Here is a 25996-nt window from a genome sequence, read left to right on the forward strand (position 1 = left end):
TCCGGGGCGCGCCTCTTGGCGCGAGCCCGGAATCCATCGCACCACCGTCATTGCGGTCAGATGGATTCCGGGTTCGCGCTTCGCGCCGCCCCGGAATGACAGCAACTACCTCTCGTTCGTAAACACGATCGTGCCACTTGCCGCGAACATGCCGCCGACGCCGTGGCACACCGATATCTTCGCGTTGGCTACCTGCGCCGGCGCAATACCGCGCATCTGCCGCACGCTCTCCTGCAGCGCGTACATGCCGTACATGCCCGAATGCATGTAGCTCAATCCGCCGCCATTGGTGTTCAGCGGCAGCTTGCCGCCGGGCCGGGTATTACCGTCCGCGATGAACTTTCCGGTCTCCTCATAGGGCATGAAGCCGAGGTCCCCGAGGCCGAACAGCGGCAGGTGCGCGAACGCATCATAGATCATGAGATGGTCAACGTCCTCATGCGCGATGCCGGCCTCCTTGAAGGCCAGCGGCCCCGCGGTCTTGAACGCGCGCGAGGAGTTGAAGGTCTCCATCTGGCTGACCATCGGCGTCTCCACGCTCTCGCCGGTGCCCATGATGTAGACCGGTTTCCGCGGAAAATCCCTGGCGCGGTCGGCCGACGTCAGGATCAGCGCGCCGCCGCCGTCGGTGACGAGGCAGCATTGCAGCAGGCGGAACGGATAGGCGATCATGCGCGAATTCAGGACGTCGGCGACCGTGATCGGGTCCTTCATCATCGACCGCGGATTCTTCGCCGCCCATTCCCGCTGCACCACCGCCACCGAGGCAAGCTGCTCGTGCGTGATGCCCCAGGTCTTCATGAAGCGCAGCACGGGAATCGGGAACATGCTGGGCGGCCCATAGACGCCGTAGGGCGCCTCGAACTGGCCGTTGAGGCTGTCGGCCGGCGTCGAGCGCGGCAATTTGCCGATCATCGACTTGCCGCTCTCGGCATGGGTGATCAGTACGGTCTTGCACAGGCCGGCCTCGATCGCGGCAGCGGCATGGCGGACGTGCAGCATGAAGGAGCAGCCGCCGACGGAGGTGCCGTCAACCCAGGTCGGCTTGATGCCGAGATAATGGCAGACCTGCTGCGGCGTCTCGACCGCGGTGGCAAAGCCGTCGATGTCGGACAGCTTCAGCCCGGCATCGGCGATGGCGTTGAGCGCGGCATCGGCGTGCAGCTGCAGCTGCGAGGCGTTCGGGATTACCCCGAGCTCGGTGGTCTCGGCCGCGCCGACGACGGCAACCTGGTTCCTGCGCATGGCCTACCCCTTCGCCGGACGGAAGACGGGAAGCGTGATCTTGTCGTCGAGCGCCTGGAAGGCGACCTCGAGCTTCATGTCGAGCTCGAGCGCTTCGGGGGTCTGCGGGCAGTCGATGATGTTGCTCATCATCCGCGGGCCCTCGTCGAGCTCGACCACGGCGATCGCGTAAGGCGGCGTGAAGCCGGGCGCAGCGGGACGGTGGTTGATCACGTAGCTGTAGAGGAAGCCCTTGCCGCTCGCCTTGAAGACCGAGACCTTGCGCGAGGCGCAGGACGGGCAGAACGGGCGCGGCGGGAAGTAGACATGCGCGCAGGCGTCGCAGCGCTGCAGGCGCAATTCGCCGGCTTTGGTGCCGTCCCAGAAATGCTGGGTTTCCGGCGTCGGTTTCGGTCGCGCGCGCTGCGGTTCGGCCATCTCGGCGGCTCCTCCAAGACGGGCTTGGCGCCCGCCTGTTTCGATCTTGATGCGACAATCGACCATGGTGCGTCAACGGTCCAGCAATACGCATGCATGCCATCATGCGCACAATGCTTGTGTCGAACTGAGCCAGCGCTATAGATTGCGCGCGCCCAATATTCCGTGAGACAGACATGCCCGATTTTCCGACACTGGCGAAGCTCGCCGAGGACCTCGAAAGCGGCCGCACCACCGCTCGCAAGCTGGTCGAGGCGTGTATCGCCAGGATCGCCGATCCCGCAGGCGAAGGCCAGCGCACCTTTCTCCATGTCGACAAGGACGCCGCGCTCGCGGCTGCGGACGCGATGGACGGCCTGCGCAAGGTGAAGGCCGCGCCGTCGCGCTATGCCGGCATCCCGGTCTCGATCAAGGATCTCTTCGACATCAAGGGCCAGGTGACGCGCGCCGGCTCCCGCGCCCTCGACGATTCCCCGCCGGCCGAGCAGGACGCGGCGACGGTGGCGCGGCTGCGCAGGGCCGGCTTCGTTGTGATCGGCCGCACCAACATGACCGAGTTCGCCTATTCCGGCATCGGCATCAATCCACACTACGGCACGCCGAAGGGGGCCTGGAACCGGGCCGAGGGCCACGTGCCCGGCGGCTCCTCCTCGGGCGCGGCAGTGTCCGTGCTCGACGGCATGGCGCATGGCGCGCTCGGCACCGACACCGGCGGCTCCTGTCGGATTCCGGCGGCCTATAACGGCATCGTCGGCTACAAGCCGACGCAGCGCCGCGTGCCGCTCGACGGCTCGGTGCCGCTGTCGTTCTCGCTCGACAGCATCGGGCCGCTGGCGCGATCGGTCAGCTGCTGTGCCATTCTCGATGCGGTGCTCGCGAACGAGCCGATCGCCGCGCTGAAGCCGCGTCCCGTGAAGGGCATGCGGCTGGCGGTGCCGACCACGATCGCGCTCGACGATCTCGACGCAGCGGTCGCCGAGACCTTCGAGCGCGCGCTGAAGTCGCTGGCCGATCACGGCGCCATCATCGAGCGCATCGAGATGGCCGAATTTCACGAGATCGGCCCGATGAACGCCAAGGGCGGCTTTGCCGCGTCCGAGAGCTACGCCTGGCATCGCCATCTGATCACCGCCAAGGGCGACGTCTACGACCCCCGCGTCTCCGTCCGCATCATGCGCGGCGAGGCCCAGAGCGCGGCCGACTACATCGATCTCCTCAACGAGCGTCGCTCGCTGATTGCCCGCGTCAATGCGCGCATCGCGCCCTATGACGCGCTGGTGCTGCCGACCACCGCGAACACGCCGCCGAAGATCGCCGATCTCGCCGACGACAAGGCCTTCACCACGCAGAACCTGCGCGCGCTGCGCAACTGCACCCTGATCAACATGATCGACGGCTGCGCCATCTCGATTCCTGCGCATCGCCAGGGCGACGTTCCGGTCGGCCTGATGCTGGCGGGCGCGGGCGGGTCGGACCGCCGTATCTTCGAACTTGCCGCCGGCATGGAGGCCGTCATTCGTGTTTGACCTCACTTTCACCGTCGACGCCCGGGGCACCACCACACCGTTGACGCTGCCGATTGACCAGATGGTCATCGCCGGCTGGACCGGCCGCGATCCCGTCGCGCGCGACAAGCACATCAAAGAGCTGCAGGAGATGGGCATCGCCCCGCCGGCCTCGACCCCGATCTACTACCGCGCCTCGGCGCGGCGGCTGACCCAGGACGACAGCATCGAATGCACCGGCGGCGATTCCAGCGGCGAGGTCGAGTTCGTGCTGATCGGCTGGCAGGGCCGCATCTTCGTCGGTTGCGGCTCCGACCACACCGACCGCAAGGTCGAGGCCTATAACGTCACGGTGTCCAAGCAGATGTGCGACAAGCCGATCGCCTCCACGCTGTGGGAGCTGGAGGATGTGATCGGGCACTGGGACAAGATGATCCTGCGCTCCTACGCCACCATCAAGGGCGAGCGCGTGCTCTACCAGGAAGGCACGCTTGACGCGATGCTGCCGGTCACTGAGCTCATCGCGCGCGGCTTTGATGGCGGCAAGTTCCCCGACGGCTGCGCGATGTTCGGCGGCACCTTCGCCGCCAAGGGCGGCATCCGCCCGGCGGAGCGGTTCGACTTCGAGCTTGAAGATCCCGTGCTGAAGCGCACGATCAGGCACGGCTATGAGGTGGCGACGCTGCCGGTGCGGGGCTAGGTCGCGCCCGGAAATCGGGTGGTTGTCGCGAGTGCGATCTGCCATACCCACTCCCGTCATTCCGGGGCGCGACGAAGTCGCGAGCCCGGAATCCATAACCACGATCGGGAGTATGGATTCCGGGCTCGCGCCAAGAGGGCGCCCCGGAATGACGGATGGATAGGATATCGCCATGGCAATCGCGAAACGTGCTCCCGTCTATGACGCGGTCGACCTCGCCGCCCACGTCGACACCCTCGACTGGCCGCAGATCACCGCCGAGCTCGATTCCCAGGGCTGTGCCGTCCTGAAGGGCCTGCTCACGCCCGAGCAATGCCGCGGCATCGCCGCGCTCTATCCCGATGACGCGCACTTCCGCAGCCGCATCGTCATGGGCCGTCACGGCTTCGGCCGCGGCGAGTACAAATATTTCGCCTATCCGCTGCCCGATCTGATCGCGCAATTGCGGCCGGCGCTGTACGCACATCTTCAAGCCGTCGCCAACCGCTGGAACGAGGCGATGGGGATCGACATCCGCTATCCCGCCGCACACGAGGCGTTCCTGAAGCGCTGCCACGACGCCGGGCAGGCGCGGCCGACGCCCCTGCTGCTGCAATATGAGGCCGGCGACTACAATTGCCTGCACCAGGACCTCTATGGCGAGCACGTATTCCCGCTCCAGGTCGCGATCCTCTTGTCCGAGCCGGGCCGCGATTTCACCGGCGGCGAGTTCGTGCTGACCGAGCAGCGCCCGCGCATGCAGTCGCGCGCCGAGGTCGTCCCGCTGGCGCAGGGCGATGCGGTCGCCTTCGCCGTGCACCATCGCCCGGTGCAGGGGACGCGCGGCATCTATCGTGTCAATCTCCGCCATGGTGTCAGCCGTGTCAGATCCGGCCAACGCCACACGCTGGGTGTGATCTTTCATGATGCGAAATGAGCGCAGGCCTTGACGTCTGATCTGTTCGACAGCGTCGCCGAGGCGCAGCCGTCGCGCGAGGCGATCGCGGACGGCGCCGTGCTGCTGCGCGGCTTCGTCAAACCGATCGAGCGCGAGCTAATCGACGCCGTGCGCGCCATCGTGGCGCAATCCCCGTTCCGCCGGATGACCACGCCCGGTGGCCACCTGATGTCGGTGGCGATGACCAATTGCGGCGAGCGCGGCTGGATCACCGATCACACCGGCTACCGCTATGATCCCGTCGATCCGCGCACCGGCGCGCGCTGGCCGGCGATGCCGCCTGTCTTCCGGGATCTCGCCCGCCGTGCGGCGGAGCAGGGCGGCTTCCACGACTTCGCGCCCGACGCCTGCCTCGTCAACCGCTATGAGCCCGGCACCCGGCTGTCGCTGCATCAGGACAAGGACGAGCTGGACTATTCGGCGCCGATCGTCTCGGTCTCGCTCGGCCTGCCCGCGACCTTCCTGTTCGGCGGAATGGCGCGCAGCGACAAGCCGCGGCGTTTCCGGCTTGTCCACGGCGACGTCGTGGTCTGGGGCGGGCCGAGCAGGCTCGCCTATCACGGCGTGGCGCCGCTAGCCGATGGCGAGCACGCGCTGCTCGGGCGGCGGCGGATCAATCTGACCTTCCGCAAGGTGCTCTGAGGCATTCCCAAGAGGCATCGCTGTCGTCTAAGCTTCCGCGAGGGGGGCGGCGACATGACGACTGCACAGGTCTCGAGCGGGGCGAGCACGAGCGCATCGCGCACCGGGGTCTATCTGGCCGTGCTGCAACTCGTGTTCACGCTGGGCTGGACGACCTATGTCGTCTATCTGCCGAAGCTCGCCGCCGAGGTCGGCATCGCGCCATCAGCCGTGATCCTCATCCTGATGCTGGACCAGGCGATCTTCACCATCGCCGATACCGCGATGGGAATCGCAGCCGACAGGCTCGCACCCGTCGTCGGCAGGCTCGGCCTGTTCGTCGGTGTGCTGGCGGCGATCTCTTGTGCCGCCTTCGTCGCGCTGCCCTTCGTCGCCGGCATCGGTGCCGGCGCACAGGTCTGGTTCATTGTGCTGATCGTGGTCTGGTCAATCGCCTCGTCGGCGCTGCGCGCGCCGCCGCTGACCTTGCTCGGCAAATACCGCGCCAAGCCGCAGGTGCCGTTCCTCGCGGCATTGGCCATGCTGGGCTATGGCATCGCGGGCGCGGTCTCGCCATATCTCGGCGTCGTGCTGCGCGAGCACGATGCGCGGCTGCCGTTCGTGATCTCGAGCGTGGTGCTGCTGTTGACGGCGCTCGGCCTGTCCCGCATCGAGCATGACGTGGCGCGCGATACCGCGCCGCCCAGCCGGGACGAGGCGGCAAAGCCGCTCGGCCTCGTCCCGGTCGCCTTCATCGTCGCCATGGTCGCGCTCGCCCTCGGCTACCAGCTGCACTTCGCCATGAACAGCGCGCCGTCTTACTTGCGGTTCGCCGCCCCCGGTGAATTGCAATGGCTGATGCCGGTGTTCTGGATCGGCTTCAACATTGCGATGTTTCCGGCGAGCCTCGTCGTCAGGCATCGCGGCGGCCTGATCGTGATGGGCGCCGCCGGATTGCTCGGCGCGGTCGCGGTCGCGGCGGCGGAGCTTGCCGGCAGCCTCAACACGCTGATCGCGGCGCAGTTTCTCGCCGGTGCCGCCTGGGGCTGCATGCTCATGAGCGCGGTCTCGGCGGCGCTCGCGATCGGCTCGACCGGCGCGGAAGGCAAGGTCACCGGGCTGGTCTTCTCCGCGCTCGCGCTCGGCACGTTTGCGCGCATGGCGGCCGTCGCCGGCGGTCTGCAGAAGATGCCCGAATATGCCCCGTTGCTGCACTGGACGCCGGTCGCTTGCTGGTCGGTCGCGGGCGCCGGCCTCCTGGTGATCGCAGCGGCGCGACTGCAGGGCCGGTCCGGTCTCAAGGCTTCGGCGGGTGGATGAACGCCCAGGGACTGACTTCCGAATCCCGCGGCACTTCCACCGAGATCAGATACGGTCCGCTGTGGCTGAGCGCCTTCTCCAGCACGGCCTTGAACTGATCCGGCGCGGTGACGCGCGCAGCCGCAACCCCGAACGATTCCGCGAGCTTGACGAAATCCGGATTGACGAGGTCGGACGCCACCACACGGCCGTCGAAACGTTCGCGCTGGTCGCGGCGGACGTTGCCGTAGGCGTTGTTGTTGAACACCAGCGTCACCACGCCGATGTTGAACTGCACGGCCGTGGCAAGCTCCTGAACGCCGAACATGAAGCCGCCGTCGCCCGTGATGGCGACCACCGGCTTGTCGGGATTGGCGACCTTGGCACCAAGCGCGGTCGGAAAGCCCGAGCCAAGCGTGCCCTGGTAGCCCGAGGTGATGAAGGTGCGCGGCTGGTAGACCGGAAAACCGTACCAGGAGGCGAAGCCGACCTGAGACAATTCGTCAGTCACGATCGCATTCGCCGGCAGCACCTCGCGCAGGATGTCGAGATAGGCCATCTGCGGCTGGATGCGCTGAATCTCCGCTTGCGCGGCCGCGGTGGCCTCGCGGATGTCGTCACGCCGGCCCCGGGTCCGCGCATAGCCGGCCTTCTTTACCGCCGTGACGAGATCGGCCGTTCCGGCCTTGGCATCAGCGACGATGGCGGCATCGACCACGACCCGGCGCATCTCGACCGGGTCGATATCGATGCGAATGGATTTCAGCCCACTCGGCTGGTAGGGCCAGCGGAAGCCGGATGCCGGCAGCTCGGCGCGGGTGCCGATTGCGATCATCAAGTCGGTTGCCGGCCAGAGCTTGTAGGCCGCGGCCATGGTCAGGCCGAGCTCGTGCGCGTTGGAGACGATGCCGCGCCCGCTGCGGAAGGCGACGACGGGCGCATCGATCATCTCGGCGAGCTCGAGGATCTCCTCGCCGGCCTCGATCGCGCCGCTGCCGACGAAGATCATCGGCGCCTTGCTGGCCTTGATCAGCGCGGCCGCCTGCTTCACCAGATCGGGATCGGGCTGCGGGGCGGGCAGCGGCTCGAGCACCTGCGCAGCGCCGGTGTCCGCGCGCTGGGTGAAGACGTCCCAGGGCATCTCGACCGAGGCGGGGCCGCGCCGCCCGGACATCATCTCCTGGAACGCGCGCGCCACGATTGTCGGCGCGTTGCCGGGATATTCGATCCGGTCGGCCCATTTCACATAGGTGCGCAAGGTCGCGAGCTGATCCGGCATCTCGTGCAGATGGCCGCGGCCCTTGCCCAGAAACTGCGTCGGCACCTGGCCGGTGACGCATAGCACCGGCTCGTTGCAGCCGAACGCGGTCAGCAGCGCCGCGCTGGCGTTGAGCACGCCGGGGCCGGGCACCACGCTGAACACGCCGGGCCTGCCGCTGGAGCGCGCATAGCCGAACGCCATGTAGCCGCAGGCCTGCTCGTGCCGTGCACCGATCACCTTGAGCTGGGCCTGGTGGAAGGCGTCGAACAGGCCGTAGACCTGCGCGCCGGGCAGGCCGAACACGGTATCGACGCCGTGGGCGACCAGGCCGCTTACGATTGCTTCGCCGCCGGTGAGGGTGGTCATTGCGCTCATCCACTTCAATTGAGGTTCAGGAATCCTCGCCGCCGCCAGTTTGGCAGAACTCGCCCGCGGCTTCGAGCAACATCAGCCCGCCTGGGCTTCCGCCTTCAGGGCGTCGTGGATGTTGTTCCGCTTCCAGCTGGTATCCTTGTCGTTGATCTGCATGTCGAACGACAGGGCGAACTTGCCGGCGGCAAAGACCGGATCGAGATGGCGGGAGAGCGCCTGGAAAACGTGCTCGCCGGCCTGTTGCCGCGTCTTGAGGTCGCGGCCCTCGCCGATGCGCAGCACCATGTCGAGAAAGGCGTAGTCCTGCCTGCCGTCGGCGACCGCATAATGCTCGCAGCGGATCGCGCGCACGCGGATGCCGCCGAGCGGGAAGATGCCGGTCTCGCTGGCTGCCTTGCGCACCACCTCACACACCAGCTTCATATCGAGACGGCCGTCGAGATTGGCCGAATATTCGATCGTGAAATGCGGCATCGCGGTTTCCTCGTTATGCCTCTTAAGCGAAGTAGCAGCTGACCGAGCCGTAGGCGCCATAATCGGCCTGAATTGTGTCGCCCTTGCGGGTCTCGATCGGACGGATGAAGGAGCCCGCAAGCACGATCTGACCTGGTTCGAGCGCCAGCCCGAGCGGCGCGATCTTGTTGGCGAGCCAGGCGACCGCGGTCGCGGGATGATTGAGCACGCCGGCGGCGAGGCCGGTTTCCTCGAGCTGACCGTTCTTGAAACACAGCGCGCCGATCCAGCGCAGGTCTGCGTCGAGCGGGCGGATCGGTCGGCCCCCGAGCACGATGCCGGCATTCGCCGCGTTGTCGGCAATGGTGTCGAAAATCTTCCGCGTCGCTTTCGTCTTGGGATCGACGCGCTCGATCCGCGTGTCCAGGATTTCCAGTGCCGGCACGACGAAGTCGGTGGCGTTGAGCACGTCGAACAGCGTGCAGTCCGGGCCTGAAAGGCGCTTGCTCATGACGAAGGCCAGCTCGGCTTCGACCCGCGTCGCGATGAAGCGCCCGGTCGGAATGATCCCGCCGTCGGCAAAGAACATGTCGTCGAGCAGCACGCCGGAATCCGGTTCGTCGATGTTGAGCGCGCTCTGCATCGCCTTCGAGGTCAGGCCGATCTTGTGGCCCCTGACGATCCGTCCCTCCGCGATCTTGACGTCGACCCAGGCCTTCTGAATCGCGTAGGCGTCGGAGATGGTGATATCAGGGAAATCCTGTGAGAGCTGCCGGATCTGCGTGCGGGTGCTCTCCGCCTGGTGCAGACGCCTCGCGCAAGCTTGGATATCGTCGTGGGAAAGTGCCATTTGCCATCTTACGAATTGAGGTGCGGGGAGATGCTTAACATGTTAAATGAATGCGTCAAACCCCGTTCCGGTTTGCTGCACCGCAAACTTGCCGCGGTTTGAAAGGGCACCATGGTGAAAAAGCCGGTTGATCCAGCGAGCGGAAGCGCGCCCGCCGCCCGCCAGGTGCCGATGCGCGATTTCTCGCGCTCGCTGCCGATGTCGCTGCTGCGGGCCCGCGAGGCGGTGATGCGACAGTTTCGCCCCTCGCTGCGCCAGCACGGCTTGACCGAGCAGCAATGGCGTATCCTGCGCGCGCTGGCGGCGATCGAAGCGGTGGAGGTCACGGAACTCGCGCGTACGGCGTTCCTGCTCGGACCGAGCCTGTCGCGCATCCTGCGCGATCTCGAAGCGCGTAATCTGATCGAGCGCAAGACGGCGAAAGCGGACCAGCGCCGCAGCATGGTCTCGATCTCGAAAGAGGGGGTGAAGCTGATGGCCGCGGTGGCGCCGAATTCGGAGGCGATCTACGCCGAGATCACGCGTCGCTTTGGCGCGCACAAGCTCGCCGAATTGCAGGACATGCTGGGCGAGCTCGAACACAGTCTTGCCGGGCTCGGAAGCGCGGATGATACCCTCGCGGAGGGATGACCCCAGATATGCGTGCGTGCGCGGCGAGAGCCATGGACATTCACGCTTTTTTTCGCTCAAAGTGCGGCCCAACCCGATCGGGCGCAACAGGGAAGGAAAGGCAACGTGGCGAACAAAGTCAAAGAGATCTGGAAGTCGGGCAAGGCCGTGGTCAACGCATGGCTTGCGATTCCCTCCGGCTTCTCCGCCGAGATGATCGCGCAATGCGGCTTCGACAGCGTCACCGTCGACATGCAGCATGGCGTGCAGGATTATCTGTCGATGGTGCAGTGCTTCCAGGCGATGGACAAGCATCCGATCACGCCGATGGTCCGCGTGCCCTGGAACGAGCCCGGCATCATCGGCAAGGTGCTCGACGGCGGCGCCTATGGCGTGATCTGCCCGATGGTCAATACGCCGCAGGAAGCCAGAAACCTCGTTTCCTATGCCAAATATCCGCCGAAGGGCGTGCGCTCCAACGGTCCGATCCGCGCCGGCATGTACGGCACCGCGGGCTCCTACCAGAAGACGGCCAACGACGAGATCGTGCTGCTGCCGATGATGGAGACGCGGACCGCGGTCGAGAACATGGAAGCGATCCTCGATGTCGAGGGCATTGACGGCGTCTATATCGGCCCGTCCGATCTCGGCTTCTCCTATGGCCTCGAGCCCAAGCTCGACCGCAGCGAGCCCGAGATCCTCGCGATCTACGAGAAGATCATCAAGGAATGCGGCAAGCGCGGCCTCAACCCCGGCATCCATTGCAGCGGCGCCGAAGGCGCAGCGCGCGCCATCAACATGGGCTTCAAGCTGGTGACGCTCTCGAACGAGGTCGGCCTGATGACGACCTACGCCAAGATGCAGGTCAACGCGACCCGCAAGGATGCGGGCGGCAAGGCGTAAAAGCCCGCGAATAGCGAATGGGGAGTGGCGAATGGCTGCTCCCCATTTTCCATTCTCCACTCACCATTCGCTACTCGCCTCCGAAGGAGACCCGCCATGACCATCAGCCCCGTCATCCGCCTGCATCCCGATGATGGCGTGGTGATCGCGCGCGCCAGCCTGCCGCCGGGAACGATGGTGGCCGACGGCGTGACCACGGTCGAGCGCATTCCCTCCGGCCACAAGGTCGCGATCAAGCCGATCGCAACGGGCGAGCCGGTCAAGCGCTACGGTCAGATCATCGGCTTTGCCACGCAGGCCATCGCGCCGGGCCAGCACGTGCACGTGCAGAATTGCGGCATGGGCGATTTCTCCAAGGACTACGCCTATTGCGTCGACGTCAAGCCGACGCCGAATTTCGATCTGCCGGCGACGTTCGAAGGCATCCGCCGCCCGGATGGCCGTGTCGCCACGCGCAATTACATTGGTATCCTCACCTCGGTGAATTGCAGCGCGCATGTCGCAAGCCTCGTCGCCGACGTCTTCAAGAAGAATCCCTTCACCGGCGACAACCCGCTCGCCGATTTCCTCAATGTCGACGGCGTGGTCGCGCTGACCCACAAGACCGGTTGCGGCATGACGCAGAACGAGCCGCTGGCGCTGCTCCGCCGCACGCTCGGCGGCTATGCGCGGCACGTCAATTTCTCTCACGTCATCGTGCTCGGCCTCGGCTGCGAGGTGAACCAGATCGGCGGCCTGATGGAGGAGCAGAAGCTCGCCGGCCGCCTGCGCGCGATGGACATCCAGGAGGTCGGCGGCACCCGCAAGACTGTCGAAGCCGGCATCGCCTTCGTGCGCGAGGCGCTGGCCGACGCCAACAAGGTCAAGCGCGAAACCGTGCCGGCGAGCGAGCTCACCGTGGCCCTGCAATGCGGCGGCTCGGACGGCTATTCCGGCGTGTCGGCCAATCCGGCGCTCGGCGCCGCCAGCGATCTCATCGTCCGCCATGGCGGCACCGTGATCCTGTCGGAGACGCCGGAGACCTACGGCGCCGAGCATCTCTTGACGCGCCGCGCCGTCAGCCGCGAGGTCGGCGAGAAGCTGGTAGACCTCATGCGCTGGTGGGACGAATACACGACGCGCGAAGGCGCCGAGATGAACGCCAATCCGAGCCCTGGCAACAAGGCCGGTGGCCTCACCACCATTCTGGAGAAGTCGCTCGGCGCGATGGCCAAGGCCGGCACCACCAACCTCGTCGAGGTGCTGCGCTACGCCGAGCCCATTACCAAGAAGGGCTTCGTGTTCATGGACACGCCTGGCTACGATCCGGTCGCCGCCACCGGCCAGGTCGCAGGCGGCGCAAATCTGGTCTGCTTCACTACTGGCCGCGGCAGCGTGTTCGGCTGCAAGCCGGCGCCCTCAATCAAGCTCGCCACCAACACGCCCATGTACAAGCGCATGGAAGAGGACATGGACGTCAATTGCGGCACCATCCTCGAAGGCGAGGAGAGCGTCGAGCAATGCGGTCAGCGCATCTTCGATCTCATCCTCGAGACGGCTTCGGGACGGCGGACCAAGAGCGAGAGCTTCGATTTCGGCGGCGCCGAGTTCGCGCCCTGGGTGCTTGGCGCGACGATGTAGTCGCGCCGGGCGCGCGGTGTCGCGCCGACGCAATCACAAGACGCAAGCGGACGTTCGCGACGGCTTCAGCAACGCGTGTGGTTGTCGGTAACGTAATGACGCTAAGTAATGATACGGAGGCAGGCGCCTCATTCAGGACTTTCCCGGCTTACATCTGATTAACATTGTTGGCCTAGACAGGAGACGATGCGGTTCCACAACGTGGTGGGACCCGCCGTTTGTCGAGGATCGAAGTGATGCAGGCGATACGTCCTACTGGGGTGGAACATCTCCTCGGTGAGGAGGAGCTGATCGTATCGAAGACCGATCTCAAAGGCCGCATCACCTACGCCAATGACGTCTTTCTCCGCATGGCGAAATACCCCTGGAAGGAGCTGATGGGCGCGCCCCACAGTCTGATCCGCCATCCGGACATGCCGCGCTGCGTCTTCAAGCTGCTGTGGGACACGCTCCAGGCCAAGCAGGAAATCTTCGCCTACGTTGTCAATCTCGCCGGGGACGGCAGCCATTATTGGGTGTTCGCGCATGTCACCCCGACGTTCGATGATCGCGGTGACATCATCGGATACCATTCCAACCGACGCAGGCCCGATCCGGCGCCGGTCGAGAAAATCAAACCGATCTACAAGGCGCTCTGCGCGGAAGAGGCTCGCCACGCCAATGCCAAGGACGGCATGCGTGCGAGCTTCGACATGATGGTCGGTCTGCTCAAGCAAAACGGTGTCGCCTACGATGAATTTGTGCTCTCTCTCTAAGGCGCAGGGCGCGACTGCGGTCGCGTGCCTTCTCGCCGGCGTCGCTTTCGTCGGCTTGCTGCTCGGCTGGAGGGGAGCCATCGGTGCCGCGCCGCTGGGCGCGGCGATCCTGCTGCTCGGCTATTCCGCCTGGTGCCAGCAACGCGCCGCGGTGGCCGTCGATGAGGTCGCAGACGTTTGCCGCAAGGCGGCGCGCGGCGATCTCGAAGCGCGGATCCTGAGCGAGCGGCAGGCCGGGCGGATCGGCGCCATCCAGAAGTCGGTCAACGACATGCTCGACATCACCGACGCCTTTGTCCGCGAGGCTTCGGCATCGATGGACTATGCCAGCCGCGGCAAGTATTTCCGCAAGATCCTCGCGCGCGGATTGCCCGGCTCGTTCCGCCGCTCGGCCACCGTGATCAATGCCGGCACCGACAGCCTGGGCCGCCGGGTCGTCGAGATCGCCCGCCTCGCCAATCAGTTCGGCACGCATCTCGACGAGGTTGCCGGCAGCCTCATGAGCGCCGCGACCGATCTGGAATCCGACGCCGGCCAGATGGCGGCCGCGGCGGAGGTGACCAACCGCCAGACCTCCGGCATGCGCAGCGCTTCCGAGCAGGCCTCGAGTAACGTTGCGACGGTGGCGAGCGCCGCGGAACAGCTCGCATCTTCGATCGCCGAGATCAGCCGCCAGGTGGCCGGCTCGACTGCAAGCACCGGTCGCGCCGTCGAGGAAGCCAATCGTGCCGGCAACGAAATTCGCTCCCTCGCGGAGGCCGCGCTGCGGATCGGCGACGTCGTCAAGCTGATCAGCGAGATCGCCTCGCAGACCAACCTTCTGGCGCTCAACGCCACGATCGAGGCGGCGCGGGCAGGCGAGGCCGGCCGTGGCTTCGCGGTCGTCGCCTCCGAGGTCAAGAGTCTCGCCAACCAGACCGCGAAGGCGACCGAGGAGATCAGCGCCAAGGTCGGCGAGATGCAGCAATCGACGACCAATTCGGTCGCGGCCGTCGAGGCGATCGCCCAGACCATCGCCGAGATCGACGGCATCACCGCGAGCATTGCGGCCTCCATCCAGCAGCAGGGCTCCGCGACCCGCGAGATCGCCCGCAGCGTCCACGAGGCCTCCGCCGGCACCTCGCAGGTCTCCTCCAACGTGTCGGGCATCAGCGAAGCCGCCGCCGATACGGGCCGCGTCGCTGCCCGCGTCAACAGTGCCTCCGATCGCGTCCACGGCGAAGTCGAGACGCTCCGCCGCGAGGTGACGCAGTTCCTGCAGCGGCTGACCTCGGCAGCGTAGCATTTCCCAAAGAAGGTCGTCATGCCCGGGCTTGTCCCGGGCATCCACGTTCTTTGGTGCGGCAATCGAAGGCCGTGGATGGCCGGGACGAGCCCGGCCATGACGCTGTGGATGCTTTAGCGCGCCAAACTCTCATGTCTTAAGCGAACGGTCCGGCGGATACTTCCTAGGCACGCGCTGCCCGTTGTTAGTGCTTGATCGCACCCACATCAGGTGTTCTGCTCAAAAAAGCTGCTGGAGCACCGCACCCCGTGTCGATCTACGTCGCATTGCATCACGTCACGCACTACAAATACGACCGTCCGATCGACCTCGGTCCGCAGACCATCCGCCTGCGCCCGGCGCCGCATACGCGCACGCCGGTCCTGAGCTATTCGCTCAAGGTCACGCCTTCCAATCATTTCGTGAACTGGCAGCAGGATCCGCAAGGCAACTGGCTCGCCCGCTACGTCTTCCCCGAGAAGACCACAGAATTGAAGATCGAGGTCGACTTCACCGCGCAGATGACGGTGGTCAATCCGTTCGACTTCTTCGTCGAGCCGTACGCCGACAGCTTTCCGTTCGAGTACCCGAAGGATCTCAAGACCGAGCTCGCGCCGTATCTCGAGACGGTCAAGCCCGATCGCCTGTTTGCGAAATATCTGGACTCGATCCCGCAGGAGGCACCGAACACCGTCAACTTCCTGGTCGAGCTCAATCGCGAGCTGCAGAAGAAGATCCGCTACATCATCCGGATGGAGCCGGGCGTGCAGACGCCGGAGGAGACGCTCGCCTCGTCCGCCGGGTCATGCCGCGATTCCGCCTGGCTGCTGATCCAGACCTTTCGTCATCTCGGGCTCGCCGCGCGCTTCGTCTCCGGCTATCTCGTCCAGATCCGCCCCGACATCGATCCGATCGAAGGGCCGCCGGAAGTGGAGAACGACTTCACCGACCTGCACGCCTGGGCCGAGGTCTATCTGCCCGGCGCCGGCTGGATCGGCTTCGACGCGACCTCCGGCATGCTCGCAGGCGAGGGCCACATCCCGGTCGCCGCCACGCCGCATTATCGCTCGGCCGCGCCGATCTCCGGGGGCGCCGGCTTTGCCGAGGTCGAGTTCGCCTTCGACATGAGCGTGAAGCGCATCCGCGAGGCGCCGCGCATCACGAAGCCTTTCTCCGACGAATCCTGGGCGCGGCTCGACGATCTCGGCGAGCAGGTCGACGGCGATCTTGCGAGCGCGGACGTACGGCTCACCATGGGCGGCGAGCCGACCTTCGTCTCGGTCGACGATCTCGAAGCGGCGGAGTGGAACACGGAAGCCGTCGGCCCGACCAAGCGCGCGCTTGGCGACGATCTGATCCGCCGCCTGCGCGCGCGCTTCGGCTCGGGCGGTCTTTTGCATTACGGCCAGGGCAAATGGTATCCGGGCGAGAGCCTGCCGCGCTGGGCCTTTGGCTTGTACTGGCGCAAGGACGGCGTGCCGATCTGGAACAACGCCGACCTGATCGCCAGCATCGAAAATCCGCGGCGCGCCGAAGTGAGGCAAGCCGAGACCTTCATGGAGGCCACCGCAGCACGGCTCGGGCTCGATCCCGGCTACATCATCCCGGCTTACGAGGACACGGCCTACTGGCTCCAGAAGGAAGCCGAGCTTCCCGTCAACGTCGATCCCACCGACTCCAGACTGTCCGATCCGGAGGCGCGCGCGCGCATGGCGCGCGTGTTCGACGAGGGGCTGAATACGCCGCGCGGCTTCGTGCTGCCGGTGCAGCGCTGGAACGCGCCGCCGCGCTGGCGCAGCGAGCGCTGGGCTCTCCGGCGCAACCATCTGTTCCTGATGCCCGGCGATTCGCCGCTCGGCCTGCGCTTGCCGCTCGGCTCGCTCGGATACGTGCCGCCCAACCAATATCCCTACATCGTCGAACAGGACCCGATGGAAGCGCGGGACAAGCTGCCGGTGTTCACGCATCCCGCGCGCCCGGAAACCCCGCCGCGGGCCGCCCCTGAAAATCTCAACACCTCCGTTCCGGTGCGCACCGCGCTGTCGGTGGAAGTCCGCGACGGCGTCATCTGCGCCTTCATGCCGCCGGTCGAGCGCATCGAGGATTATCTCGAGCTGGTCGCCGTGCTCGAAGCCACCGCCGAGGAGATGCAGCTCCCCGTCCACGTCGAAGGCTATCCGCCGCCGTTTGATCCGCGCATCGAGGTGATCAAGGTGACGCCCGATCCCGGTGTCATCGAGATCAACATCCAGCCGGCGAAGAACTGGCGCGAGGCGGTCGAGATCACCACCGGCCTCTATGAGGATGCCGGCAAAGTGCGTCTCGGCGCCAACCGCTTCCTGGTCGACGGCCGCCACACCGGCACCGGCGGCGGCAATCACGTCGTGGTCGGCGGCTCCAGCCCGCAGGACTCGCCATTCCTGCGCCGGCCGGATCTGCTCAGGAGCCTCGTGCTGTATTGGCAGCGGCATCCGTCGCTGTCCTACTTCTTCTCCGGCCTGTTCATCGGCCCGACCAGCCAGGCGCCGCGCATCGACGAAGCCCGGCACGACAGCATCTACGAGCTCGAGGTTGCGCTCTCGCACGTGCCGCCGCCGGGCACTCAGGCGCCGCTGTGGCTGGTCGACCGCCTGTTTCGACATCTGCTCGTCGACATCACCGGCAATACCCACCGCGCCGAGATCTGCATCGACAAGCTCTATTCGCCGGAGGGACCGACCGGCCGGCTCGGCCTCGTCGAGTTCCGCGCGCTCGAAATGCCGCCGGATCCGCGCATGTCGCTGGCGCAGCAGCTGTTGATCCGCGCGCTGATCGCAAAATTCTGGCGCGAGCCGCAACACGGGAAGTTCGTGCGCTGGGGCACCGCGCTGCATGACCGCTTCATGCTGCCGCATTTCATCTGGGACGATTTTCTGGACGTGCTCTCCGAGCTCAAGCAGTTCGGCTACCCCTTCGAGCCGGAATGGTATCTGGCGCAGCTCGAATTCCGCTTTCCCGCCTTCGGACGCGTCCATCATGGCGGCGTGACGCTGGAGCTACGCCAGGCGCTGGAGCCCTGGCACGTGCTGGGCGAGGAGGGCTCGGCTGGCGGCACCGTGCGCTATGTCGATAGCTCGGTCGAGCGGCTCCAGGTCAAGGCGGAAGGGTTCGTCGAGGGCCGCCACATCGTCACCTGCAACGGCCGCCGCCTGCCGATGACCTCGACCGGCCGCTCGGCCGAGGCCGTGGCCGGCGTCCGCTTCAAGGCCTGGCAGCCGGCTTCCGGCCTGCATCCGACCATCCCGGTCCACGCGCCGCTGACCTTCGACCTGATCGACAGCTGGAACGGCCGCTCGCTCGGCGGCTGCGTCTATCATGTCGCCCATCCGGGCGGGCGCAGCTACGACACCAAGCCGGTCAACACCTATGAAGCCGAGGCGCGGCGTCTGGCGCGTTTTCAGGACCACGGCCATACGCCGGGGCCCATCCAGCCTCCGCCGGAGGAACGCACAAATGAGTTCCCCCTGACCCTCGACTTGCGGACCCCGCTCCTGCAATGAGTATGATGGTGGGGCAGGGAGAGGCGCATGGCCGAGGGCGCAGCCGAACAGGACGACAAGGCGGGTAGGGCGCCAGCACAACGTGAGAGCCAGCGTGACGGCCAGCGCCGCTTCGCGCAATGGGTCCGCGATTATCGCCGCCTGCCCGGCATTCCGGACGAGTTCTTAGGGCCCGACGGCGCCCCGCGCGCGGTCTGGAGCCGCTTCTTCGAGGCCTTCGGCGCGCTCGCGCCCGACGAGATCGAGCGGCGATTCGGCATGGCCGACCGCCACCTCCGCGAGGCCGGCGTCACCTACCGGGCTCCCGGCGACAGCGCCGACCGGCCCTGGTCGATCAGTCATCTGCCGCTTTTGATCGACGAGGCCGACTGGCAGCAGCTCTGCGCCGGCATCACCCAGCGCGCCGAGCTGCTGGAGCGCGTGCTGCGCGACCTCTATGGCGAGGGACGTCTGGTCGCCGAGGGCGCGCTGCCCGCGGCCGCGATCGCCGGCAGCCCCGAATATCTCCGTCCCGTCTGCGGAGTGCCGCCGCCGGGCGGGCGCTATCTGTCGCTCTATGCCGCCGATGTCGGCCGCGGGCCCGACGGCCGCTGGTGGGTGCTCGGCGACCGCACCCAGGCGCCGTCGGGCGCGGGCTACGCGCTGGAGAACCGCCTGGTGCTCTCGCGCGCCTTCTCCGATCTCTACAAGTCGATGAACGTGCCGCGCGTCGCACCGTTCTTCGAAGCCTTTCGCGACAGTCTTCGCGCGCGCGCCGACCGTGACGAGCCGCGCATCGGCGTGCTGACGCCGGGCAGCTTCAGCGAGACCTATTTCGAGCATGCGACGCTGGCGCGCTATCTCGGCTTCCTGCTGGTCGAGGGCGACGATCTCGCCGTCAGCGACAACCGCATCCACATCCGCACCGTCGCCGGCCTCAAGCGGCTCGATGTGCTCTTGCGGCGCGTGGATTCCAATTCGCTCGATCCGCTCGAGCTCGATGCGTCCTCGCATCTGGGCGTGCCCGGCCTGATCGACGTGCTGCGCAAGGACGGCGTCGTCGTCGCCAACATGCCGGGCTCCGGCGTCCTGGAGGCGCGGGCGCTGCTCGGCTTCCTGCCGGCGCTCAGCCGCCGCCTGCTCGGCGAGGAGCTGAAAATGCCGCATATCGCGACCTGGTGGTGCGGCCAGCGCGTCGCGCGCGAGGAGGTGCTGGCGCGGCTCGACGAGGTCGCGATCGAAGGCGCCTATGGGCGCGGCGTGCCCGGCTTCGACCAGAGCGGTCCGGTGCTCGCGAGCGAGCTCGATGCGACCGACCGCCAGCGCCTGGTCGAAGCCATCGCCGCGCGCGGTATGGATTATGTCGGCCAGGAGGTGGTGCGGCTCTCGACCATGCCGGTGTGGGAGCAGGGCCAGATCACGCCGCGTCCCTTCGTGCTGCGCGTGTTCGCGGCGGCGACGCCGGACGGCTGGGCCATCATGCCCGGCGGCTTCTGCCGCATCGCCGAGCAGCCGGACGCGCGCGCGGTGTCGATGGGCGACGGTGCCCGTGCCGCCGACGTCTGGGTCGTCTCCGACAAGCAGGTCCCGACCGCGACGCTGCTGCCGGCGACCGACAAGGTCCGCATCCGCCGCATCGCCGGCGTGCTGCCGAGCCGCGCCGCCGACAATCTGTTCTGGCTCGGCCGCTATCTCGAACGCGCCGAGGCGACGCTGCGCCTCGTGCGCGCTTTGGGCTCGCCGAGCGGGCCCAACAAGGGCACGGCGGCCTCGGTGCAATCGGCCGAACGCATCCAGCGCCTGTTGGTGGCCTGGGGCGCGGTCTCGCAATCCGCGCGCACGGCCGCGGGGCGCATCGTCGCCGAAGCGCTGCAGAGCGAGGCGCGTTTCGGTTCGGCGCTGTCGCTGGTGCGCGCGGCACAGCGCACGGCGACCTCCTTGCGCGAGCGGCTGTCGCCGGATGCCTGGCAGGTCATCACCGAGATGGCCGAGCGCCTTGCCTATGAGGTCGAGGACGACGACAGCGTGCTGAGCGCGGCCGAGCTGACCTTGCAGGAGCTGGCGAGCTTCGCTGGCCTCGCGCAAGAGAACATGAACCGCGCCGCCGGCTGGCGCTTCCTCGACATCGGCCGCCGCATCGAGCGCGCCATCAACACCACGCGCTTCACGCGGCAATTCGCTTATGACGAGGCCGGCGACGAAGACCTCGACATCCTGCTGACGCTGGTGGATTGCCAGATCACCTACCGCTCGCGCTATCTGCTGGCGCCGCTGCTGGCGCCGGTGCGCGACCTCGCCGTGCTCGATCCCTACAATCCGCGCTCGGTGGCGTTCCAGGTGGCGACGCTGAACGAGCATATTGAAGCGCTGCCGAGCCTGAAGGAGCACGGCCTGATCGAGAAGCCGCAGCGGCTCGCGGTGGCGATGCAGGCGATGCTGGCAACGGCGGAGGCCGAGAAGCTCGAGGTCAAGATGCTGTTTGCGCTGGAGCAGGACCTGCTCGGCCTCGCGGATGCGATCGGGCAGCACTACTTCCCGCATGGCCCCAATGCTGCCCGGCCGGAAAAGCTGACGGGGCTGGCGTGATCTACGACATCCGTCACGTCACCACTTACGAATACGAGAGTCCCGTCAGCTTCGCCCGCTGCACGCTGCGGCTGGAGCCGAGAGGCGGTGGCGGCCAGGAGCTGATCTCGCACAATGTCGAGATCCGTCCGCGCCCTGCCGAGCGCAATGCGCGGCACGATTTCTTCGGCACGCTGACCGAGAGCATCGTGATCCAGGCCGCGCATCGCAATCTGCGGATCGACTCGCGTTCGCGCGTCGCCGTATCACGTCAGCCGCCGCCGCGCGACGCCGTCAGTCCGCCCTGGGAAAGCATCCGTGACCTCGCCTTCGAAGCGACCAGCCTCGGGCCGTCCTCGCCGATCGGTTATGTCTTTGCCAGCCCGCTGGTGCCGGTGCTGCGCCCGGTCAGCGCCTATGCGAGTGCGAGCTTTGCGCCCGGCGCGGGCATCCTCCAAGGCGCGGTCGACCTCATGCACCGTATCCGCGCCGACTTCCGCTACGATCCCAAGGCCACGGTGATCTCGACCCCGCTCGGCGAGGTCTTCGACAAGCGCCACGGCGTCTGTCAGGATTTTGCCCATGTGATGATCGCGGGGCTGCGCGGGCTCGGTCTGCCGGCGGCCTATGTCAGCGGCTATTTGCGCACCATTCCAGCACCGGGCCAGCCGCGCCTGCAGGGCGCCGATGCCACCCATGCCTGGGTCTCGCTGTGGTGCGGGGCCGAGCTCGGCTGGGTGGATTTCGACCCGACCAACGATCTCCTGATCGGCAACGACCATATCGTGCTCGCAGTCGGGCGCGACTTTTCCGACGTCTCGCCGATCGACGGCATCATCGTCGGCTCGCAGAAGCAGAAGCTCGGCGTCGCCGTCGACGTGCTGCCGGTGGAGTAGGGCGTGTGCGAACAAGCGTCGGCTGACTCACGCAAAGCGGAAGTCTGCAATCCCGAATTTCATCGGCAGTTCGTGGCCCAATCGGACGTGCGGGGCTGTTTCGGTCGAGTTCAGACAAGGACAGGTAGCTCTGATAGGCTTCTGGCAGCTACGTAAACGTTTGTTGCCAGTCAGGAGGCCTGAAGCAGCTGTGCAATCATGCGCGCTGCGCGTTCGGCGCCGTTGGCTTCCACAGATTTGGATCGAACTGGTTCACGGAGAGCCGTGACCATTGCTTCCGAGATCTCTTCGGGGCTGACGTTGGCAAATTCCAGGCGATGTCCGGCCTGGTATCGATCCAGACGATGGGCAACGTGGAAGTTCTGTTCGAAGTGATTGCGCAGCGGAAAATAGATGAATGGCGTACCAGCCGCCGTTAGCTCCATACAAGTCGTCAGGCCGCCCTGGACCAGCGCAAGGTCACACGCAGCGAGATGGCGATCAAGATCGGGCACAAACGCAACAACCTCAACATCGACTGGCGCTCCCAATGAGACCGGATCGATGCGGGGGCCTGCAACGACAATCATCCGGAGTTCTGGGATTTTCGCTTTGGCGGTTGGCCAGGCTTGCAGAATTCGCTTGATCAAGTGAGCGCCCACGCCGGATCCGCCGACCGTCACGATGCAGACCTTCTCGTCCGCAGCGTATCCGAGCGTCTCTCTCAATTCTGACCGGCCGCCGAAGTTCTGCGGGTGCTCGCCCATGACGTAGCCCGCGAAACCGAAGTGCTTCGGCACCCATTCGCGCATGGACGGGAGATCCTTTCCAAATGACATGGGGGCAATGTCCGCTGTTTCCCCGACGAATATCGCGAGATCGCGCACGGCAGGGTGTCGTTCGATATGCTCGATCATCTCGGCGTTATAATCGGTGGTCAGGAACGCTTCATGCTGGCCACCTGAGGGCATGGGGATAAAGCCTACGAAATCCGTAAACCAGACTAAGGGAGCTCGCTTGAGTTCGGGGTGCTCGTGCCAGTAATGGTCGATATCCCATGCCTCGTCGGCGATCACGAGGTCGTATTGCTCTTCTTCGACAGCGTCTTGAAACGTCATGAAATTGGCAACCAGGATTTCGTCCATGCGGCGGATGGCTTGAAAAGCGTGAAGCTCGTGTTCGCCGGATTCTTGTTCGATGTGACGTGTTTCGCTGGCGAGACGGCCGCTCAAGGGATGTATTGTCTCGCCGCTGGAGGCCAGTAGCCGCGTGACGGGATCCTGCGCCAGCCAGTCGATCTGTAAACCCGGAACGAGCTTGCGCAGTTCACGACTGACGGCGATGTCGCGGCGGGCATGCCCGAGCCCAATCGGCGACGACAAGTAGAGCGCTCGCCGCGGTTTGGAGCGCGATAGATTCGGCCTCGCTCTGACCGGCAGGCTGAGCTTGCGCTCAAGAAACTCGGAGATCAATCTGTTGCACTTTGCCGGAGCACGCCCGAGTGGATTGTGGCCTCCACCCTCGATCGTCGTGAACTCGGCACCCGTCAGTTCCGCGACGAGTCGTCCGCGAGCGTAGGGCTGAATGCGATCGTCATCTCCATGGATCATCATCACCGGACATTTGATCTTCCGGTACATCGCCTCGCTCACATCGAAGGCTGGTGGAATCGACCTCGCATGGACCGTTTTAGCCAGGATAGGCCCTGTCGTCTCGTTGGCCCAGCCAACTGCGTCTTCAATCTGTTTCGTTGAGTGCGGCTCGCAGAAAATGCTGCCGACAAAGTGTGCGGCAAAATCCGGATAATCCGAGAGCCAATAATCCTCGTTGTACTTGCCCCACTCGTCAAAATTCGTACGCTTGAGCTGAAAATGGCTCGTTGTCATATAGGGATGGCTGGGCCCGATGACGGCCGACGTGCCGACCAGCACAGCAGCCCTGACGCGGTCAGCGTGGTGTGCAGCAATTATGCTGATGATCATGCCGCCTAATGAAAGGCCAACCAAAACTGCAGCTCCTGTTGCTGTCGCATCCATGATGGCGAGTAAATCCGCAACAAGGTTGTTGAGAGAGTATGCCGCGACGTCGTCTGGCCGATCGGATTTGCCATTCCCGCGAGGGTCATAGGTCACACAGCGAAACCGTTCGGCGAAATAGGGAACTTGCCCCTTGTACACGCGGGAGTGAACGATGCTCCATGGGGGCACGAAAACGATGGTTTCGGTGCCATTGCCGTAGATCTCGTAGTGGAGCTTGACGCCGTCGCGCTCGACGGTTCCTTCCTGGACCGGCAGTTTGGCGCGCATGACGTCACCTCACTTCAGTGATTCCCTAATGCGGATCAGATCGCCGAAGCGGCGAAGCGCTTGCCGAACGGGGGCGCCTTTCTTCTCCAGGCCGAGAAGATAGTGGCTCTCGGCACCAATGAAGGCGTTGCCGACTAGAATCGCGACTTCATCCGCGGTGAACGGGCCCAATCCGCCAAACTCGCGCTCGGCGCGCCGCGCCAGTTCGCCAATGAGCGTAATCCATCCCATGATGCCGGTTTGAATAACTTTTGCCACCGCGCCATCGGCCCAGCTCGCCGCGATAAGCTCCTGCAGCACACGAACATATCCCGATCCAATGTCTTCATCGAGGTAGTCGCAGGCCTTGTCCCACTGTTCCGATAATTTGAGCGTTTTGTCGTGGAATAGCACGCTCTGGCGATCGAGGAGTTGCGAATTCAAATACTCGAATAGCGCAAGCAGCATCCCCTGCTTCGAACCAAAGTGATAGTGGATCTGGCTAAGCGGAACGCCCGCGGCAGCGGCCACATCGCGGGTAGATAGCTTGGCGTAACCTTTCTGCCGAAGCACCTTCTTGGCGGCCTCCAAAACCACCGTGCTGGTATCTACTTTTGCCAATGTCCGCGCCATTACCCCTCTGCGAGATCGTTTCGTGATGCATAAATTCGGTCGGTCGACCGAAGTCTAGCATAACCCGACAGCATTCAGAAAGAACCGAACGGGCTTGACTCCAACTCGGTCCACGTCAATAATTCGGCCGACCGACCGAAATTGGTCGATCGACCGAATTAGGCTCCGGTCCGCAAATAGTGGAGTTAGGTCATGACCGTTATCGACAACGACAAGCTCGGTGCGCTCGTCGGGAAGATGCTGGGAGATCTCGGGGGTGCGTTCAGCGTTCCAACGGCCGGTATCGGTTTCCGGCTTGGCTTGTTTGACGCGCTGCATCGCGACGGCGCCTCAACTGTATCCGATCTCGCCAAGCGAACGGGACTTGCCGAACGATACGTGCAGGAATGGGCACTTGCGCAGGCGGCAAATGGATATATCGCCTTCGACAGAGAAGACCAGCGGTTCAGCTTGACCCCGGAGCAGGCCATGGTGTTCGCGGTCAAGGACAGTCCAGTATACCTTGAAGGAGCGTTTGATTTGGCTGCGGCGATGGTGGAAGGCCGGCCAAAGGTCGAAGAGGCGTTTAAGACCGGAAACGGAGTCGCCTGGGGAGAAAGCTCTGGATGCCTGTTTTGTGCGGTCGGCTCGTTCTTCCGGCCGGGCTATGTCAACAGCATTGTTCAGGCCTGGCTTCCTGCGCTGGAGGGCATGACGGACAAGCTGAAGAGCGGCATAAGGGTTGCGGACATCGGCTGCGGCGTGGGCTTCTCGACGCTGTTGATGGCGAAAGCGTTCCCGGAGAGTTCTTTCGTCGGCTACGATTTCCACGTTCCTTCGATCGAACAGGCCAATGCCCATGCCAAGGCCCACGGGTTAGCCGAGCGCGTGCGCTTCGTAGCGGCGCCGGCCAAGGATATCGTTGAGCGGGAGTTCGATCTTGTCACTATGTTTGACTGCCTGCACGACATGGGCGACCCAAAGGGATGTGCCAGACACGTTCGGGATCTGTTAAAGCCCGGGGGCTCCTGGATGATCGTCGAGCCGATCGCCGCGGATCATCCGGCCGATAACGTCGGAAACCCCGTGAGCCGTCTCTACTACAACGCTTCGACGATGATTTGTGTGCCGACGTCACTTGCGCAGGAGGTCGGCGAGGCTCTCGGCGCGCAGGCCGGAGAGGCGAAACTCACGGAGGTGTTGAAAGAGGGTGGTTTCCGGCAAATCCGGCGCGCCGCCGAAGGGCCGTTCAATATGGTCCTTGAGGCCAGAGTCTAGTTTGCTGTGAATGTTGCGAGCAACTCTCTTCCCAGTCTCCGGGCCTGAGACT

The 25996-nt window shown here is 65.3% G+C and carries 21 protein-coding genes; 14 read left to right on the plus strand and 7 right to left on the minus strand.

The features are described from left to right. Positions 1 to 105: 105 nt before the first annotated feature. Positions 106 to 1245, minus strand: coding sequence for a thiolase (locus tag WI560_RS09380; RefSeq protein ID WP_375307764.1), 1140 nt, complete (start codon positions 1243 to 1245; stop codon positions 106 to 108). Between the two features lie 3 nt (positions 1246 to 1248). Then, positions 1249 to 1662, minus strand: coding sequence for a Zn-ribbon domain-containing OB-fold protein (locus WI560_RS09385; protein WP_375307765.1), 414 nt, complete (start codon positions 1660 to 1662; stop codon positions 1249 to 1251). Positions 1663 to 1838: 176 nt separating this feature from the next. On the opposite strand from WI560_RS09385, the gene WI560_RS09390 reads away from it, so the two are divergent. The 5 genes from WI560_RS09390 (at position 1839) to WI560_RS09410 (ending at position 6745) form a co-directional block, all read left to right on the plus strand. After that, positions 1839 to 3188 carry an amidase gene (locus tag WI560_RS09390; protein WP_375307766.1) on the plus strand — a complete coding sequence of 450 codons (1350 nt, stop codon included), beginning with the start codon at positions 1839 to 1841 and terminating at the stop codon, positions 3186 to 3188. Then, the gene (locus WI560_RS09395; protein ID WP_375307767.1) at positions 3181 to 3867 is read left to right on the plus strand and encodes a DUF2848 domain-containing protein; all 687 of its coding nucleotides are present in this window, start codon (positions 3181 to 3183) and stop codon (positions 3865 to 3867) included. The genes WI560_RS09390 and WI560_RS09395 overlap by 8 nt, the downstream gene beginning before the upstream one ends. 172 nt (positions 3868 to 4039) lie before the next feature. After that, positions 4040 to 4783, plus strand: coding sequence for a 2OG-Fe(II) oxygenase (locus WI560_RS09400; protein ID WP_375307768.1), 744 nt, complete (start codon positions 4040 to 4042; stop codon positions 4781 to 4783). Positions 4784 to 4792: 9 nt separating this feature from the next. After that, positions 4793 to 5446 (plus strand): DNA oxidative demethylase AlkB, encoded by a 654-nt coding sequence (gene alkB / locus WI560_RS09405; RefSeq protein WP_375307769.1) that lies wholly within the window; start codon positions 4793 to 4795, stop codon positions 5444 to 5446. A gap of 54 nt (positions 5447 to 5500) precedes the next feature. Then, positions 5501 to 6745 carry an MFS transporter gene (locus tag WI560_RS09410; protein WP_375307770.1) on the plus strand — a complete coding sequence of 415 codons (1245 nt, stop codon included), beginning with the start codon at positions 5501 to 5503 and terminating at the stop codon, positions 6743 to 6745. Here WI560_RS09410 and WI560_RS09415 read toward each other — a convergent pair. The 3 genes from WI560_RS09415 to hpaH all read right to left on the minus strand — a co-directional run bounded on the left by WI560_RS09415 (position 6723) and on the right by hpaH (position 9660). Next, positions 6723 to 8351 (minus strand): thiamine pyrophosphate-dependent enzyme, encoded by a 1629-nt coding sequence (locus tag WI560_RS09415; protein ID WP_375307771.1) that lies wholly within the window; start codon positions 8349 to 8351, stop codon positions 6723 to 6725. The genes WI560_RS09410 and WI560_RS09415 overlap by 23 nt on opposite strands. A gap of 81 nt (positions 8352 to 8432) precedes the next feature. Continuing rightward, positions 8433 to 8831, minus strand: coding sequence for a 5-carboxymethyl-2-hydroxymuconate Delta-isomerase (locus WI560_RS09420; protein ID WP_257177431.1), 399 nt, complete (start codon positions 8829 to 8831; stop codon positions 8433 to 8435). A 22-nt stretch (positions 8832 to 8853) separates the two neighbouring features. Continuing rightward, positions 8854 to 9660 (minus strand): 2-oxo-hept-4-ene-1,7-dioate hydratase, encoded by an 807-nt coding sequence (gene hpaH, locus WI560_RS09425; protein WP_375307772.1) that lies wholly within the window; start codon positions 9658 to 9660, stop codon positions 8854 to 8856. Between the two features lie 111 nt (positions 9661 to 9771). Between hpaH and hpaR the strand changes: the two genes are divergently transcribed. From hpaR to WI560_RS09465, 8 genes are all read left to right on the plus strand, one after another. Beyond that, positions 9772 to 10290, plus strand: coding sequence for a homoprotocatechuate degradation operon regulator HpaR (gene hpaR, locus WI560_RS09430; protein WP_375307773.1), 519 nt, complete (start codon positions 9772 to 9774; stop codon positions 10288 to 10290). Between the two features lie 105 nt (positions 10291 to 10395). After that, positions 10396 to 11172 (plus strand): HpcH/HpaI aldolase/citrate lyase family protein, encoded by a 777-nt coding sequence (locus WI560_RS09435; RefSeq protein WP_257177434.1) that lies wholly within the window; start codon positions 10396 to 10398, stop codon positions 11170 to 11172. 96 nt (positions 11173 to 11268) lie between these two features. Beyond that, on the plus strand, positions 11269 to 12792 hold the full coding sequence (locus WI560_RS09440; RefSeq protein WP_375307774.1) for a UxaA family hydrolase: 1524 nt from the start codon (positions 11269 to 11271) through the stop codon (positions 12790 to 12792). Positions 12793 to 13025: 233 nt separating this feature from the next. After that, positions 13026 to 13547 (plus strand): PAS domain-containing protein, encoded by a 522-nt coding sequence (locus tag WI560_RS09445; RefSeq protein WP_375307775.1) that lies wholly within the window; start codon positions 13026 to 13028, stop codon positions 13545 to 13547. Further along, entirely contained in the window at positions 13525 to 14829 is a 1305-nt protein-coding gene (locus WI560_RS09450) for a methyl-accepting chemotaxis protein (RefSeq protein WP_375307776.1), read from the plus strand. The genes WI560_RS09445 and WI560_RS09450 overlap by 23 nt, the downstream gene beginning before the upstream one ends. 251 nt (positions 14830 to 15080) lie before the next feature. Continuing rightward, entirely contained in the window at positions 15081 to 18350 is a 3270-nt protein-coding gene (locus WI560_RS09455) for a DUF2126 domain-containing protein (protein ID WP_375307777.1), read from the plus strand. A 27-nt stretch (positions 18351 to 18377) separates the two neighbouring features. Next, a complete protein-coding gene (locus WI560_RS09460) occupies positions 18378 to 20915 on the plus strand; it encodes a circularly permuted type 2 ATP-grasp protein (protein ID WP_375307778.1) in 2538 nt (845 codons plus the stop codon). Then, positions 20912 to 21790 carry a transglutaminase N-terminal domain-containing protein gene (locus WI560_RS09465; protein ID WP_375307779.1) on the plus strand — a complete coding sequence of 293 codons (879 nt, stop codon included), beginning with the start codon at positions 20912 to 20914 and terminating at the stop codon, positions 21788 to 21790. The genes WI560_RS09460 and WI560_RS09465 overlap by 4 nt, the downstream gene beginning before the upstream one ends. Positions 21791 to 21960: 170 nt before the next feature. Here the strand turns inward: WI560_RS09465 and WI560_RS09470 are convergent, their stop codons facing one another. Then, positions 21961 to 24075, minus strand: coding sequence for an alpha/beta fold hydrolase (locus WI560_RS09470; RefSeq protein WP_375307780.1), 2115 nt, complete (start codon positions 24073 to 24075; stop codon positions 21961 to 21963). Between the two features lie 9 nt (positions 24076 to 24084). Further along, a complete protein-coding gene (locus tag WI560_RS09475) occupies positions 24085 to 24687 on the minus strand; it encodes a TetR/AcrR family transcriptional regulator (RefSeq protein ID WP_375307781.1) in 603 nt (200 codons plus the stop codon). A gap of 192 nt (positions 24688 to 24879) precedes the next feature. Here WI560_RS09475 and WI560_RS09480 point away from each other — a divergent pair, with 192 nt between their 5' ends. Then, on the plus strand, positions 24880 to 25944 hold the full coding sequence (locus WI560_RS09480; RefSeq protein ID WP_375307782.1) for a methyltransferase domain-containing protein: 1065 nt from the start codon (positions 24880 to 24882) through the stop codon (positions 25942 to 25944). The last annotated feature ends 52 nt before the right edge of the window (positions 25945 to 25996 follow it).

The sequence above is a fragment of the Bradyrhizobium sp. A11 genome (assembly GCF_042077125.1).
In the GTDB taxonomy this organism is placed as follows: Bacteria; Pseudomonadota; Alphaproteobacteria; order Rhizobiales; family Xanthobacteraceae; genus Bradyrhizobium; species Bradyrhizobium japonicum_B.

Bases quoted from the DNA above. Each gene is read 5' to 3' on its own strand.
- WI560_RS09380 (WP_375307764.1), bottom strand. From the start codon at position 1,245: ATGCGCAGGAACCAGGTTGCCGTCGTCGGCGCGGCCGAGACCACCGAG.
- WI560_RS09385 (WP_375307765.1), bottom strand. From the start codon at position 1,662: ATGGCCGAACCGCAGCGCGCGCGACCGAAACCGACGCCGGAAACCCAG.
- WI560_RS09390 (WP_375307766.1), top strand. From the start codon at position 1,839: ATGCCCGATTTTCCGACACTGGCGAAGCTCGCCGAGGACCTCGAAAGC.
- WI560_RS09400 (WP_375307768.1), top strand. From the start codon at position 4,040: ATGGCAATCGCGAAACGTGCTCCCGTCTATGACGCGGTCGACCTCGCC.
- WI560_RS09410 (WP_375307770.1), top strand. From the start codon at position 5,501: ATGACGACTGCACAGGTCTCGAGCGGGGCGAGCACGAGCGCATCGCGC.
- WI560_RS09415 (WP_375307771.1), bottom strand. From the start codon at position 8,351: ATGACCACCCTCACCGGCGGCGAAGCAATCGTAAGCGGCCTGGTCGCC.
- WI560_RS09420 (WP_257177431.1), bottom strand. From the start codon at position 8,831: ATGCCGCATTTCACGATCGAATATTCGGCCAATCTCGACGGCCGTCTC.
- hpaH (WP_375307772.1), bottom strand. From the start codon at position 9,660: ATGGCACTTTCCCACGACGATATCCAAGCTTGCGCGAGGCGTCTGCAC.
- hpaR (WP_375307773.1), top strand. From the start codon at position 9,772: ATGGTGAAAAAGCCGGTTGATCCAGCGAGCGGAAGCGCGCCCGCCGCC.
- WI560_RS09440 (WP_375307774.1), top strand. From the start codon at position 11,269: ATGACCATCAGCCCCGTCATCCGCCTGCATCCCGATGATGGCGTGGTG.
- WI560_RS09450 (WP_375307776.1), top strand. From the start codon at position 13,525: ATGAATTTGTGCTCTCTCTCTAAGGCGCAGGGCGCGACTGCGGTCGCG.
- WI560_RS09460 (WP_375307778.1), top strand. From the start codon at position 18,378: ATGGCCGAGGGCGCAGCCGAACAGGACGACAAGGCGGGTAGGGCGCCA.
- WI560_RS09470 (WP_375307780.1), bottom strand. From the start codon at position 24,075: ATGCGCGCCAAACTGCCGGTCCAGGAAGGAACCGTCGAGCGCGACGGC.
- WI560_RS09475 (WP_375307781.1), bottom strand. From the start codon at position 24,687: ATGGCGCGGACATTGGCAAAAGTAGATACCAGCACGGTGGTTTTGGAG.
- WI560_RS09480 (WP_375307782.1), top strand. From the start codon at position 24,880: ATGACCGTTATCGACAACGACAAGCTCGGTGCGCTCGTCGGGAAGATG.